The organism is Rhodopseudomonas sp. P1 (genome assembly GCF_039642825.1).
GTDB classification, from domain to species: Bacteria; Pseudomonadota; Alphaproteobacteria; order Rhizobiales; family Xanthobacteraceae; genus Rhodopseudomonas; species Rhodopseudomonas palustris_H.
This window is the reverse complement of the sequence record NZ_CP088006.1, coordinates 1,690,310-1,704,357: the sequence shown is the minus strand read 5'-3', so window position 1 is coordinate 1,704,357 and position 14,048 is coordinate 1,690,310. Positions and strand designations below refer to the sequence as shown.

Genomic DNA, 14,048 nt, shown 5'->3' with positions numbered 1-14,048 from the left:
AACCGCGTCTCGTCGGTCGCCTGACTAAACCGCAGCGTCCTGTGCGGCGGCGATCCGCGCGGTGCGCCGGCGGCGTGCCTCGGCGGCGCATTTGGCGACGTGGACCTCGCGATTGATCACCTGCAGGTTTGGCAGCCCCCAATAGCCGAGCAGCTCCGGCCATCCGCGATCGCGGTGCTGCCGCCAGACCTGAAACAGCGGCACGAGGTGATCGACCTCTGCAGTCCGCCATAGCCGCCGATTGGTCTCGCGGCAGCGGCGGCCCTGCAGGCGCCGCAGCAGCTTGGTCTGGCCACTCGGCGCATTCCAGAACTGCCAGGCCGTGACGCAGGCGCTGTGCCAGGTGGCGTTCTTGTTGATGCCGGCGTCCCACAGATCGGCGTGCCAGCCGAACCGATACACCGGCTGGCCGCAGACGCAGCAGAAGCCGGGGCCGCGCTGGTGCGCTCTCTCACGATATGGCGCAGGCGGGGTTCGAAACGTCGCCGGCAGTCCGGCCTCGGGATCGCCGACGTGCCACTGCCAGCCGACGGGGGCGCCGCTGCGCGCCGCGAGCACACGCGCCAGCCGCTCCGCCCGCAGCGGATGCGCCCGCCAATACGAGTCGACGGCGACTCTCAGGGTCGATGGCACATAGGCGCGCGCTTTGGCATGGATCAGCACGGCCTGCGGGAAGACCTCCGGCAAGCGCTTGGTCAGCCGCGCTAGCGCCAGTGCATTGGCCTTCGCCTTTTCGTCCCGCCAGTTCGACATGTGTCCCACCCGCCGACACGGTGCTACGCGGCTGTAAAGCCTTCGTTAACGTTGGCGCCGCGCCGCGGACCATGGCCGTGCGCTCGCCCCGCCTTTGCGGATTGTGACAGATTTGTTATGCGATCCCGCATGAGAAGCGGATTCATGCAATGGCTTTCGACCGACACGGCACAGCCGGGCCGTCGCCTGTCGTTGATCGTGGTGATCTCGCTTTATCTCGTCTCAGGCCTGCTGCATCAGATCGCCTGCCTCCATCCGACAGAGGTGGCGGCGACCGCCGTATTCAGCACGCATTCTGTCGATGACAGCACGGACTCATCGGCCATCTCGGTCTGCGATCGGTGCCCCTCGTGTTCATCTGCCGTCATGCCGGCCTCCTTGGTCGGACGCCCATCGCCCGACAGCCAAAAGGCCGCCTTTGCCTGGGCTTCGCTGGTGATCGCGCTGCGGGCAAGTCCCGATACGCCTCCGCCCAAACAGGCCGTCTGACCGACGACGAGTCCGGGCGCCGCGACACCGCTCCGCCCGCCAAACGCCGATGACATTTCGCCACCCGTGCCGGGCGCATCAGCGCTCGCCGGCCTGACTCGAAGCATCCGCTCCGATCTGTCTGGAGAGGCGATGCTTCGCGCAGGGCACGAAACGCGTGGCACGTGCTGAAAGGACGACGGGATAATGCCCGAGACGAACAACAAATCCGCCGACGAGCCGATCGGCACCGACATCGATCATGCCGATCGTCTGCTACGTCGGCTGGTCTGGGACGTATCAGCCATCGGCTTTTCGATCCTGCGGATGGCCGAACTGCTCGGGCGCCGAGGCGGCCTGACGGGATCGCAATGGCTGCTGATCAAGGCAGTCGACTTTCTGGCCGATCGGGATGGCGTTCCGGTCGGCGAAGTCGCGGCGCTGCTCAATATGAAGGGATCGTTCGTCTCGGCGCAGATCCGACCGCTGGAGCAGCGTGGCCTGCTCAACCGAACTCAATCGGCTGAGGACCGGCGGGTCGTTCTGCTGTCGCTGACCGGGAGCGCGAGACAGACGCTGGCGCGTGTCGAGGACGAGATGTGCAAAATCGAGGAGATTGCCCGCGGCACGCTGGTCGATCAGCATGTCGGAGAGCTGTCCGACAGCGTCAATGCAATGCGCCGGCGCATGGATCGCGCAACCGCGCGCGTGGCGCGGCTCGACTAGCAGCAGCTCGACTAGCGATCGTGCGAGACGCAGGGCGGCCTAACGGCGAGGCCGCCCGGCGTCGGACAGGGGTTTGTCTGCCGTCAGGCTTCCGGCACGCCGGTCTGCAGCGCGAGCGCGTGCAGCACGCCGCCCATCTGCCCCTGCAGCGATTGATAGACGATCTGGTGCTGCTGGACCCGCGACTTGCCCCGGAACGACTCCGAAATCACGGTCGCGGCGTAATGATCGCCGTCACCGGCGAGGTCGCGAATCGTCACCTCCGCGTCGGGAATCGCGGCCTTGATCATGGCCTCGATGTCGCGGGCATCCATCGGCATTCGGTCATCCTCCAGATCGTCGCGGCCGCCGGCGCGGGGCGCGCGGTGGCAATCTTGCACCGCCATCCTATATGGCAGTGCGTCCCTTTCAAAGCCACCACGCCGGCACATCGCGGCGAGGTGACCGCGACGCCGGTCCGAAACGCACCCTGAGGTCCGCCCATGAAGCTCCCCGGCCCCGATCATCCGATCACGATCACGGCAAATCCGAACGGCGTCCGGATCAGCGCGGACGGCAAGGTGATCGCCGAGACCCGCCGGGCTCTGACGCTGCAGGAGGCGAGCTATCCGCCGGTGCAGTACATTCCGCGGGAAGACGCGGACATGAGCCTGCTGGAAAAGACCTCGCGTGTCACACACTGCCCCTATAAGGGCGATGCCAGCTATTTCAGCATCGTGGCCGGGGGCGAGCCGCAGCCCAACGCGGTGTGGAGCTATGAGGAGCCGTTTCCGGCGATGGCGGAGATCACCGGCTATCTGGCGTTCTATCCGCAAAAGGTTCAAATCGAAGAATTCAAACCCTAGCAATTCGCCGAAGAGGCGATTCAGCTATTGCGCAGTATCGTAATTCACCGGCGGCATCGCGCGGGGCTCTTGTCGTGACTGTAACCTATCCCACCACCGGCGGCATGACCGCGCACGCAGCTTCGCATGTGCGCGACCTGTCCCTCGACCGGACCCGGACCTTCCTCACCATCCTGGTGCTGATCCACCATTCGGTGATCCCGTATACCTATTTCGGTCACACCGATCCGTCGTCGTTCATCGGCTTCGACTGCATCGTGCTCGCCACCGACAGCTTCTTCATGGCGATGTTCTTCATGCTGTCGGGGCTGTTCTTGTGGCCGAGCCTCGACCACCGGCCGAAATTCGGCTCGCTGGCGCGCGACCGGCTGATCCGGCTCGGCATCCCGTTCGTGATCGCAGCCTTCACCGTGATCCCGATCGCCTACTACGCGCTGGCGCTGCGCGCCGACCCGACCGAGACCTTCGCCAAGTTCTACGAGAACATGATCACGGTCGGCCCGTGGCCGAGCGGACCCTTGTGGTTTCTGTGGGTGCTGTTCATCTTCAGCGTGATCGGCGGCGGGCTGTACCGGATTTCGCGGCATTCGCTCGATCCGATCAATCATCTGGCCAAGCTCGGCTACAAGTCGCCGGCGCTGTTCATCGGCGCCGTGTTCGTCGTCACCGCGATCCTCTACGTGCCGTCGCGGCTGTACTACACCTCGACCTATTGGTTCGAATGGGGACCGTTCGCGGTGCAGGCCAGCCGGGTGCTGCTGTACACCGCCTACTTCTTCATCGGCGCCGGCATCGGCGCCTGCCATCCCGAGCAGAGCGTGCTCGGCGCCGGCGGCAAGCTGGCGCAGCAATGGTGGATCTGGCTGCTGGTGGCGCTGGTACCGTATCTCGGGATGTGGGGCCTGATCGGCATCAAGCGCGGCATCCTCGACAATCCGGACGACCTGCCGATGTGGTACGAGGCGAGCTACAGCGTGGCGCTGACCGCCTTCAGCGCCGCGATCATCTTTGCGATCCTGGCCGTATTCCTGCGCTTCCGCCGCGGCGGCTGGAGCCTGCTCGATCCGCTGCAGCACGACGCCTACGGCATCTTCCTGGTGCACTACGCCTACATGCTCTGGCTGCAGTACTGGCTGTACGACTACGACCTGCCGGCGATCATCAAAGCCGCCATCGTGTTCACCCTCGGCCTGCTGCTGAGCTGGGCCACGACGTATCTCTTGCGGAAGATTCCAGGCGCGTATCGGGTGCTGTGAGGCCACTCGTCCGTCATTCCGGGGCGCGAGCGCAGCTCGCGAGCCCGGAATCCATAACCACCGAATCTGTTGCTCGCGCACGGCGTCATCCGCCGTGCTCATCCGCGAGTGCAGGGGCTATGGATTCCGGGCCTGCGCTGCCACGCAGCGCATCCCGGAATGACGATGGAGAGACCTAAGGCGGCTACGCCTTCCCGCCCATATAGTCCGGCAGCCAGTGCTCGTGGGCGTGACGCAGCGCCTTGATGTCGACGGTGCGTTCGCCTTCGATCTTCAGCGCGTGGCCGCCGGTGACGCCGATCTGGGTGCAGGGCACGCCGATCGTCTTCAGCTTGGTCTTCACCGCGAGCAGGTCGGCTTCCTTCACCGTGACCAGATAGCGCGCCTGGTCCTCACCGAACCACCAGGCGTGCGACACGATCTCGGCCGGCGGCGCGTCGAGCGCGGCGCCGATGTTGCCGGCGATCGCCATTTCGGCCAACGCGACCAGGAGGCCGCCGTCGGACAGGTCGTGCACGGCGGTCGCGGTGCCGGCGTGGATCATGCCGCGGACCACATTGCCGTGGCGCTTCTCGACCGCAAGATCGACCGGCGGCGGCGCGCCTTCTTCGCGGCCGCAGATGTCGCGCAAGTACACCGACTGGCCGAGCCACCCTTTGGTCTCGCCGATCAGCAGGATCGCCTCGCCTTCAGCCTTGAACGCCAGCGTCGCCGATTTGGTGAAGTCGTCGAGCACGCCGACGCCGCCGATCGACGGGGTCGACAGGATGCCGCGGCCGGAGGTCTCGTTGTAGAGCGAGACGTTGCCGGAGACGATCGGCGAGTCGAGGGCGATGCAGGCTTCGGAGATGCCCTTCAGGCAACCGACCAGTTGCCCCATGATCTCGGGCCGCTCCGGATTGCCGAAATTGAGGTTGTCGGTGATCGCCAGCGGCTTGCCGCCGACCGCGGTGATGTTGCGATAGGCTTCGGCGACCGCCTGCTTACCGCCCTCGAACGGATCGGCCTCGCAGTACGCGGCGTGACGTCGACCCAGCATGATAGAATTCACCGCGTATGACCAAAGCAGTTCGTCAACAGCGACGACGGTCATGCGCCATACAGCCCGCGATCTAAAAGTTCTGGCCGCCAGCCCTCGATCCATTGCTCAAATAGACGGGGCCACTCCATGTTGACGCGTCGAGTCAATCTTTCTCTTTGGTTTCCTTACCCCCCTTCTTGCGACATCTCCGAGCACCCCTTCAAATCTAACGGCGGTAAGATCCGCCGCTTTGAGCTGCTCCCTATCAACTGACTGCAGCGTTCCTCCGGCGAAAGTCGCGCCTTGCACCTTAGAGTGAGCAAAATCTGCACGCCATAACAATGCATATCGAAATACAGCATCGGTCAAATCCGCACCCTTGAATTTGGTTTCTCCACCAGCCACCAAATGACATTGGAGCCTTGTGCCAAAACAGAACTCAAAATCTGCTGCACGACCAAAATGGCATTGGTTAAATTCAGCGTCGGCGATTCTTGCATACCGAAAAGAGACCGGCCATTCCATGCCCATAGAAAGCCGGTCAAGAACGACGGACTCGAGATCAACTCCACTCATATCCAACCCCGCGGGGAATTGCCCCATGGGTCGCCACCCGGCCGAATTGATTCGTGCGCAGTACTGACGCATGTAGCCATTCTTGCCATCGGGACTGTCGGGTGAAAACACGACAAACTCTTTATCATTTCTGCTAATCGACGTCTGATATCGATGACCCGACCTTTGGATCGCGCCTCTCCAAAGTTCACTTGGATTCAAGCTCACTTCGGACAGGTCCTTCGTCGGATGCTGATCCAACCACCCCAATTTCTTGTTGATCGCAAAATGCACTGTACAGTTGATTTGGAACAGAGCATCCCCCAGATGAGCATCAATCGTTGTTGTTCTGATTGGTTCCGGCAACTTATCGCGAGGCAAGTCTGTTGGCGCGATTTTCTTTATGAGCCTCGAAGCAAACACCTCCTTGTAGTCAAGGGAGGACGTATCATCGCAAATAAACGGTTGCGGCCTTAGATGAACGCCCTCACCCCACCAATCCCAAAGCTCTGCGAGAAAATCTCGGATTTCGAGCCACACCGACTCATGAATGACCCGTGTTTCATCCGCAAGCCGTGAAGGGACTTGGATCGGATCGTTCGTCGAGCGCACAATTTCCCATCTTAGCAAAGCATGAAGGTGCCGCGAAACTTCGGGAGTAAGCCACTGGGCCGCCAACAACGGAAGTAGCCGTTGGACGGCATGAAATCGCGGATCATCAGAGCCAAAGTCCTTCCAATACGGCGCACGCGAAGGTCGGGGTTTCAACTCCAGACCGATTCCCTTCAACGTTTCAACGACGCACTCGGCGAATAGGTACTCACGGAATGTCTTATGAATGAACTCACAGCCGTGCTCACGAGAGCCAACGTTGAAGAAGAAGCTAATCATTAGATTAGCTATGGGATTGTTCTTCATAACGTCTTTAATAGCGTCGTCACGTGCGGGGACACCGGCATCTTTCAGACGGCGCTCAAGTTCCAAATACGAGACATGCTCAGTTCCGCGCATGGTCATTGCTGCGGCAGTCCTGCGGAGCAACTCTCGCAGCTTATCGCCAACTATTCTTGGTGCGGTCGCCGAAAGTTCTTCGACATTCCCACCGTGCTTACACGTCATGTCGACCAACCGACGATAGAGCGTAGTCTCATCGTTACCGACCGCCTCGGGCGCCCAATCGTCGTTGATTGAAAGCCAAATTGCGAGCATCGCCAGAAGGGGAAGCCCCATAATACCCAGCCCTGCCCCTTTCGACGTAGAGCCTTCATTTCCGTGCTGAACCAGCGCCTCTATTCGCTCAAGTAGCCGCTGACGCCCACCCACCTCATTTTTCGAACGATAGGCAAGTAAGTTCGTATAGAAAAACCTCAACTGGTCTGGCGTAAATGGCCTAATTGTTAAAATGGACGTCTCTGATTGAAGAAAACGACTCTCTTCAACGTCTAGCGATGGCCTACCTGTTAATATTACACGAATTGGACGAGGCCTATTGCCGAGAAACTCCCGACGAATTGCTCGAAGCGTCTCTTCAATCCTCTGCCGGAACCCTTCACTCGCGGAGACACTTATTTCATCCCACCCGTCGAAAATCAGCACGTATGGACAAATTTCCGTCTCGCCGAAAGGTACAGACTCATCGAAGATCGTCGGGAGCTCGATTTTTGACGCAATGAATCGTGGCCATTGTCTTGCCTCGTCAAATGCTTCATCGCCGCTATTCTGCGCAATCGCCTGCGCCAAATCGTCGAGCAAAGGAATACGGGGATCTAGCGAAAGATCACGCATTCGAATGCGGATAGGGCGCAACCCAGACTGCCTTAGTTCAACGCAGAGATTCAGCGTGAATGCTGATTTCCCCGCTCCTGCGACCCCTTGAACAACAATAGCTTCTCTAAAGCCTTTGGCACCAATAAGCTCAATGATATGTTTGACAATCGGAAAACGCCCGCCCACCGATTCGTCAAATGGACTTTTCTTTCGCTCTTCTCCCTCATCGGCCTTTTGAAGCTGAACGATATCGCCCCAACGGAGGGCGCCGCAGTCCAACGGGACATATATGTCCTTTAGAGGACATTGAATCATCTTCAGCTCAGTAGTTGAGTTTCGTGCACCTAAGACTGGTGCCTCATTGAAACGCCAGAGTTGATATTCGATATGGGCCGCAATCGCTTCGAACGTACTCGAATAGCTAGCCTCAACGTTCATGAAGCGAAATAGAGGATCAAACTTATCCTTAGTCCGACCATCTGAAATGATGGCGCGGAACGTGGTTGAAAACCTAGTATGCACCTTTTCAACAAGCAACCTTCGCATATTCGCAGGCCATCCCGCAGCTTCTGCGAACTTCTCGAGCAAGGCATCCGCTTGCCGTGTGAGCTTGTGACCAAGGCAGTTGCTTAGGTTAAAACCTTCAAAATCTTCGAGTGATTCTTTTGAGCCCGTAGGCAATTCACGAAGCAATCGTTTCTTTAGTTTGCCAGCGCTACTGCTCTTAAATTCGTCAGAATCCTTAAGCGAAAGAGCAGCTTCTTCAAGTGCGGATTGATATGCCAAAGAGAATGCGAGCAATCCGAGCGCCCGTGGATCGGTCTCTTTCGTTAGGAGACCAACAATTTTGAGTGCCGCCTTAACCGGCGGTATCGCGTCACCAGTGATTTCAGCAGCAGTTTCGACCCAAGGAACGGCTACCTCAATTGCATCAAACAGGGTACTCGCGCTGGAATGCAACAGCTTGTCGGCAGCGTTCACGACGAACTCGGTTACGGTGCCGAACTTGTCAACTCCTTGTTCCGATAGCTCTGCTACCGCCTTGAGCTTCTCTGCGCCGTCTTCGATGCGGCTACTAGTAACCTGTGAAACCCCTAGTACCTTAGTCAACCAACTCACAATGATCCCCCAACCAAATCTTTATGCGGTTGAGCATGCAGGACCAAGAATTGGTTGTAAAGAATTGAAGATACACCACGATCTAAAGTTGAGCCTCCATACTCCTGCGGGACTACGCCTTCCCGCCCATATAGTCCGGCAGCCAGTGCTCGTGGGCGTGGCGCAGCGCTTTGATGTCGACGCTGCGTTCGCCTTCGATCTTCAGCGCGTGGCCGCCGGTGACGCCGATCTGGGCGCAGGGCACGCCGATCGTCTTCAGCTTGGTCTTCACCGCGAGCAGATCGGCTTCCTTCACCGTGACCAGATAGCGCGCCTGGTCCTCACCGAACCACCAAGCGTGCGACACGATCTCGGCCGGCGGCGCGTCGAGAGAGGCGCCGATATTGCCGGCGATCGCCATCTCGGCGAGCGCGACCAGGAGGCCGCCGTCGGACAGGTCGTGCACGGCGGTCGCGGTGCCGGCGTGGATCATGCCGCGGACCACATCGCCGTGGCGCTTCTCGACCGCAAGATCGACCGGCGGCGGCGCGCCTTCTTCGCGGCCACAGATGTCGCGCAAGTACACCGACTGGCCGAGCCAACCCTTGGTGTCGCCGATCAGCAGGATCGCTTCGCCTTCGGCCTTGAAGGCGAGCGTCGCCGATTTGGTGAAGTCGTCGAGCACACCGACGCCGCCGATCGACGGGGTCGGCAGGATGCCGCGGCCCGAGGTCTCATTGTAGAGCGAGACGTTGCCGGAGACGATCGGCGAGTCGAGCACGATGCAGGCTTCCGAGATGCCCTTCAGGCAGCCGACCAGCTGGCCCATGATCTCGGGCCGCTCAGGATTGCCGAAATTGAGGTTGTCGGTGATCGCCAGCGGCTTGCCGCCGACCGCGGTGATGTTGCGATAGGCTTCGGCGACCGCCTGCTTACCGCCCTCGAACGGATCGGCCTCGCAGTAGCGCGGCGTGACGTCGACGGTGAGCGCGAGGCCCTTCGGGCCGTCCTCGATGCGGACCACCGCGGCGTCGCCACCCGGACGCTGCACGGTGTTGCCGCCGATGACGTGATCGTACTGCTCCCACACCCAGCGCTTGCTGCACAGATCCGGCGTCGCCAGCAGCTTCTCCAGCGCTTCGGCCGCGCCCATCGGCGCGTTGATGTCGCGGGCGTGGATCACCGGTAGCTTCGGCGACTCCACCCACGGACGATCATAGAGCGGCGCCTCGTCGCCGAGCTCCTTGATCGGCAGGTCGGCCTTGACCTGCCCGCCATGCTTGACCACGAAGCGCTTGGTCGGCGTGGTGTAGCCGACGATCGCGAAGTCGAGGCCCCACTTCTTGAAGATCTCTTCGGCTTCCTTTTCCTTCTCCGGCTTCAGCACCATGAGCATGCGCTCCTGGCTTTCGGAGAGCATCATCTCGTAGGCGGTCATGCCGGTCTCGCGGGTCGGCACCGCGTCGAGATCGAGCTCGACGCCGAGGTCGCCCTTGGCGCCCATCTCGACCGCCGAACAGGTCAGGCCGGCCGCGCCCATGTCCTGGATGGCGATGACGCAGTCCTTGGCCATGATCTCGAGGCAGGCCTCGAGCAGCAGCTTCTCGGCGAAGGGGTCGCCGACCTGCACGGTCGGGCGCTTCTCCTCCGAACCCTCGTCGAACTCCGCCGACGCCATGGTGGCGCCGCCCATGCCGTCACGGCCGGTCTTGGAGCCGAGATAGACGATCGGCATGCCGACGCCGGACGCCGCGGCGAGGAAGATCTTGTCGGCATCCGCCAGGCCGACCGCCATCGCGTTGACCAGGATGTTGCCGTCGTAGCGGGTGTGGAACCGGGTCTGGCCGCCGACGGTCGGCACGCCGAACGAGTTGCCGTAGCCGCCGACACCGGCAACCACGCCGGACACCAGGTGCCGGGTCTTGGGATGGCTCGGATCGCCGAAGCTCAACGCATTGAGGCAGGCGATCGGCCGCGCGCCCATGGTGAAGACGTCGCGCAGGATGCCGCCGACGCCGGTGGTCGCGCCCTGATACGGCTCGATGTAGCTCGGATGGTTGTGGCTCTCCATCTTGAAGACCACCGCCTGATTGTCGCCGATGTCGATCACGCCGGCGTTCTCGCCCGGGCCCTGCAGCACCCACGGCGCCTTGGTGGGCAGCCCCTTGAGGTGGATGCGCGAGGATTTGTACGAGCAGTGCTCGTTCCACATCGCCGAGAAGATGCCGAGCTCGGTGAAGGTCGGCTCACGCCCGATCAGGTCGAGAATGCGCTGATATTCGTCCGGCTTGAGGCCATGGCTGGCGATCAATTCCGGGGTGATCTTCGGCTCGGGAGCGGACATAGGGCAGCATTCCTCGGCACGCCGGAGGGGCCGGCGCGGACCGCTGTTATGTAGAAAGAACGGCCCAAAGGGGAAAGGTTTTTCTGCACGCCTGGGGATGGCGCTCGGTGCCGGCGATCGCTGCGAACCCGTTGATCTGGCAAAGGATCTTGCCCGATCCGTCATGGCCGGGCTCGTCCCGGCCATCCACGGCCGCGGGCACCGTGCCCGAAAACGTGGATGCCTGGGTCAAGCCCGGGCATGACGTCGTTCTTGGATGGGGCGTCCGAGGAGGACGCCCGTGCTGCTCAGGCGGCGACCGCCGGCAGGCCGGCCAGCGCGGTGGCGAGGTCGGCTTCGTCGTAGTCCTGGTCGACCAGCTTGCCTTCGAAGTAGTTGATGTAGGCCTGCATGTCGAAATGGCCGTGGCCGGAGAGGTTGAACAGGATCGTTTCCGACTTGCCCTCCTCCTTGCAGCGCAGCGCCTCATCGATCGCGCAGCGGACGGCGTGGGTCGATTCCGGCGCCGGCACGATGCCTTCGGTGCGGGCGAACTGCACGCCGGCTTCGAAGCAGCCGACCTGCTTGTAGGCGCGCGCTTCGATCAGGCCGAGTTCGTAGGCGTGCGACACCATCCCGCTCATGCCGTGATAGCGCAGGCCACCGGCGTGGAAGCCCGGCGGCATGAAGGTCGAGCCGAGCGTGTGCATCTTCACCAGCGGAGTGAGATGCGCGGTGTCGCCGAAGTCGTAAGCGTAAGTGCCGCGGGTCAGGGTCGGGCACGCCGCCGGCTCGACCGCGATGATGCGCCGCTTGCGCCCGCCGCGGAGCTGCAGGCCGAGGAACGGGAAGGCAAGGCCGGCGAAGTTCGAACCGCCGCCGGCGCAGCCGATCACCACGTCCGGGTCATCGCCCGCCATTTCGAACTGCTTGATGGCTTCTTCGCCGATGATGGTCTGGTGCAGCATCACGTGGTTGAGCACCGAACCCAGCGCGTACTTGATGTCCGGGTTCTTGGCGGCGACTTCCACCGCTTCGGAGATCGCGATGCCGAGCGAACCTGGGCTGTTCGGATTTTTCTCCAGAATGGCGCGGCCGGAGTCGGTCTCGTTCGACGGCGACGCGATGCAGCGGGCGCCGTAGGTCTCCATCAGCGCGCGGCGATACGGCTTCTGGTCGTACGACACACGGACCTGGAAGACGAGGACGTCGAGCCCGAACAGCGAGCCGGCGAACGCCAGCGACGAGCCCCACTGCCCGGCGCCAGTTTCGGTCGACAGCTTCTTGATGCCGGCCTGCTTGTTGTACCAGGCCTGCGGCACCGCGGTGTTCGGCTTGTGCGAGCCGGCCGGCGAAACGCCTTCGTACTTGAAGTAGATCTTCGCCGGGGTGCCGAGCGCTTGCTCGAGGCGGCGCGCACGGATCAGCGGCGCAGGGCGCCACATCCGGAATACGTCGCGGACCGGCTCGGGAATCTCGATGTAGCGCTCGGTCGCGACCTCCTGGAGGATCAGCTCCATCGGAAACAGCGGCTCCAGATCGCTCGGGCCGACCGGCTGATGCGTGCCCGGATGAAGGACCGGCGGCATCGGCGTCGGGAAGTCGGCGTTGAGATTGTACCAGGACTTCGGGATGTTCTCCTCGTCCAGCACATACTTGATCTGGTCGCTCATTCTATTCTCCCTTACGCGGCCGGTTTTGCGGCCCGGGAGGGTATACAGCGGCGACCTGCCTGCCAATTGCGCAGTGTCAATTAGATTTGTGGATTTGCATTGCAGCGCGGCATCAGTTTTATGGACCAAACGATAGACCAAAGGATAACGCCCCTTGACCACCACCGTCGAACCGACACGTCCCAGTCGCCCGGACCTTTTCACCGCAACCGAAGGTGAGTTCGCCGGATGGCGGACGTGGACGCGGGACACTTTCGAATCGCACAACGGGCCGTTCTGGCATCGGATCGATGAGGACGGCCGCGTCCGCTGCGCCTTCCGGGTCGAGAAGAAGCACCTCAACGGCATGAAGGCGGTGCACGGCGGCTGCTTCATGACCTTCGCCGACTACTGCCTGTTCGCGATCGCTGTGCGCGAATTGCAGGGACCGGGCGTGACGGTGGCATTCGGCGCCGAATTTCTCGATGCGGCATTCGAGGGCGAGCTGATCGAAGCGACCGGCGAAGTCACCCGGGCCGGCAAGTCGCTGATCTTCGTGCGCGGCATCCTCAAGAGTGGCGAGCGGCCGCTGTTTACGTTCTCGGGCACCATCAAGCGGGTCAAGCGCAAGGTGCCGCCGACCGAGGTCGCCGACAGCCACTGAGCCGGTGGCTTTGCCGTCTCCGCAGGGCTGCATCGCGCGATCGACAACCGAAAGCTAACCAAGATCGGGTATGGTCGCCGCCGTGACCTCGCTCCCCACAATCCTGGTGTTCGATTCGGGCCTCGGCGGCCTGACGGTGCTGCGCGAAGTGGTCCGCGCCCGCCCCGACGCGCACTACGTCTATGTCGGCGACGACGCGTTCTTCCCCTACGGGCAGCGCAGTGAAGAGGCGGTGATCGGCCGCGTCGTGCCGCTGATGGGCGAGCTGATCGCGGCGCATGCGCCGGACCTCGTCGTGATCGCTTGCAACACCGCCTCGACCATGACGTTGGCGCCGCTGCGGGCCCGCTACCGGGTGCCGTTCGTCGGCACCGTGCCGGCGATCAAGCCGGCCTGCGCAGGCTCCCGCACCAAGCGTGTCTCGGTGCTCGGCACCTCAGCGACGGTACGGCTCGAATACACCCGCGCGCTGATCCGCGATTTTGCCCAAGGCTGCGAGGTGTCGCTGGTCGGATCGATCCGGCTCGCCACCCTGGCCGAAACCGCGCTCGGCGGCGGCGAAGTGACCGACGCCGCGATCCGCGCCGAGATCGCGCCGTGTTTCGTCGAAGCCGACGCCAAACGCGGCCGCACCGATGCGGTGGTGTTGGCCTGCACACATTATCCCCTGTTGCTCGACCGGCTGGTCCGGCTGGCGCCCTGGCCGGTCGATTGGATCGATCCGGCCCCGGCAATCGCCCGCCGCGTCGTCACCCTGCTCGGCCCGGCCACCGGCCACGCGCCCACGCCGGGCGCCGAGATGATCTTCACCTCGGGCCGCCATCCTCGGGCGAGCGCGGCGCTGGCGCCGTATTTCGGCGGCCGCGTTCCGGCCTGAGCGCTTTTCCGCCTGCCGGGACGCTGCTAGCTTTGCGCCCCGG

At 62.4% G+C, this 14,048-nt stretch carries 11 protein-coding genes and 1 pseudogene; 6 read left to right on the top strand and 6 right to left on the bottom strand.

Going from position 1 to position 14,048, the window contains the following annotated elements; translation table 11 throughout:
• Positions 1-24: 24 nt before the first annotated feature.
• Complete coding sequence (locus LRC39_RS07965) at positions 25-753, bottom strand: hypothetical protein (protein ID WP_346296881.1); 729 nt, start codon at positions 751-753, stop codon at positions 25-27.
• A gap of 144 nt (positions 754-897) precedes the next feature.
• On the opposite strand from LRC39_RS07965, the gene LRC39_RS07960 reads away from it, so the two are divergent.
• Together LRC39_RS07960 and LRC39_RS07955 are read left to right on the top strand one after the other, a co-directional pair.
• The gene (locus LRC39_RS07960; protein ID WP_346296880.1) at positions 898-1,242 is read left to right on the top strand and encodes a hypothetical protein; all 345 of its coding nucleotides are present in this window, start codon (positions 898-900) and stop codon (positions 1,240-1,242) included.
• 186 nt (positions 1,243-1,428) lie between these two features.
• Positions 1,429-1,947 (top strand): MarR family winged helix-turn-helix transcriptional regulator, encoded by a 519-nt coding sequence (locus tag LRC39_RS07955; RefSeq protein WP_346296879.1) that lies wholly within the window; start codon positions 1,429-1,431, stop codon positions 1,945-1,947.
• An 83-nt stretch (positions 1,948-2,030) separates the two neighbouring features.
• On the opposite strand, the gene LRC39_RS07950 is transcribed toward LRC39_RS07955, so the two are convergent.
• Positions 2,031-2,267, bottom strand: a complete 237-nt coding sequence (locus LRC39_RS07950; RefSeq protein WP_107346500.1) for a BolA family protein — start codon at positions 2,265-2,267, stop codon at positions 2,031-2,033.
• 162 nt (positions 2,268-2,429) lie between these two features.
• Here LRC39_RS07950 and LRC39_RS07945 point away from each other — a divergent pair, with 162 nt between their 5' ends.
• Complete coding sequence (locus tag LRC39_RS07945) at positions 2,430-2,792, top strand: DUF427 domain-containing protein (protein ID WP_346296878.1); 363 nt, start codon at positions 2,430-2,432, stop codon at positions 2,790-2,792.
• A 74-nt stretch (positions 2,793-2,866) separates the two neighbouring features.
• Positions 2,867-4,048 (top strand): acyltransferase family protein, encoded by a 1,182-nt coding sequence (locus LRC39_RS07940; RefSeq protein WP_346296877.1) that lies wholly within the window; start codon positions 2,867-2,869, stop codon positions 4,046-4,048.
• 184 nt (positions 4,049-4,232) lie between these two features.
• On the opposite strand, the pseudogene LRC39_RS07935 reads toward LRC39_RS07940, so the two are convergent.
• The 4 genes and pseudogenes from LRC39_RS07935 to LRC39_RS07920 form a co-directional block, all read right to left on the bottom strand.
• Positions 4,233-5,092: pseudogene (locus LRC39_RS07935) on the bottom strand (AIR synthase-related protein); the annotation flags it as partial.
• A gap of 103 nt (positions 5,093-5,195) precedes the next feature.
• Positions 5,196-8,510 (bottom strand): pentapeptide repeat-containing protein, encoded by a 3,315-nt coding sequence (locus LRC39_RS07930; protein ID WP_346296876.1) that lies wholly within the window; start codon positions 8,508-8,510, stop codon positions 5,196-5,198.
• Positions 8,511-8,622: 112 nt separating this feature from the next.
• Positions 8,623-10,833, bottom strand: coding sequence for a phosphoribosylformylglycinamidine synthase subunit PurL (purL, locus tag LRC39_RS07925; RefSeq protein ID WP_346296875.1), 2,211 nt, complete (start codon positions 10,831-10,833; stop codon positions 8,623-8,625).
• Positions 10,834-11,120: 287 nt separating this feature from the next.
• Positions 11,121-12,485, bottom strand: coding sequence for a TrpB-like pyridoxal phosphate-dependent enzyme (locus LRC39_RS07920; RefSeq protein ID WP_011157153.1), 1,365 nt, complete (start codon positions 12,483-12,485; stop codon positions 11,121-11,123).
• 154 nt (positions 12,486-12,639) lie between these two features.
• Here LRC39_RS07920 and LRC39_RS07915 point away from each other — a divergent pair, with 154 nt between their 5' ends.
• Positions 12,640-13,128, top strand: coding sequence for a PaaI family thioesterase (locus LRC39_RS07915; protein WP_346296874.1), 489 nt, complete (start codon positions 12,640-12,642; stop codon positions 13,126-13,128).
• Between the two features lie 82 nt (positions 13,129-13,210).
• Positions 13,211-14,005 carry a glutamate racemase gene (murI, locus tag LRC39_RS07910; protein ID WP_346297482.1) on the top strand — a complete coding sequence of 265 codons (795 nt, stop codon included), beginning with the start codon at positions 13,211-13,213 and terminating at the stop codon, positions 14,003-14,005.
• Positions 14,006-14,048 lie beyond the last annotated feature (43 nt).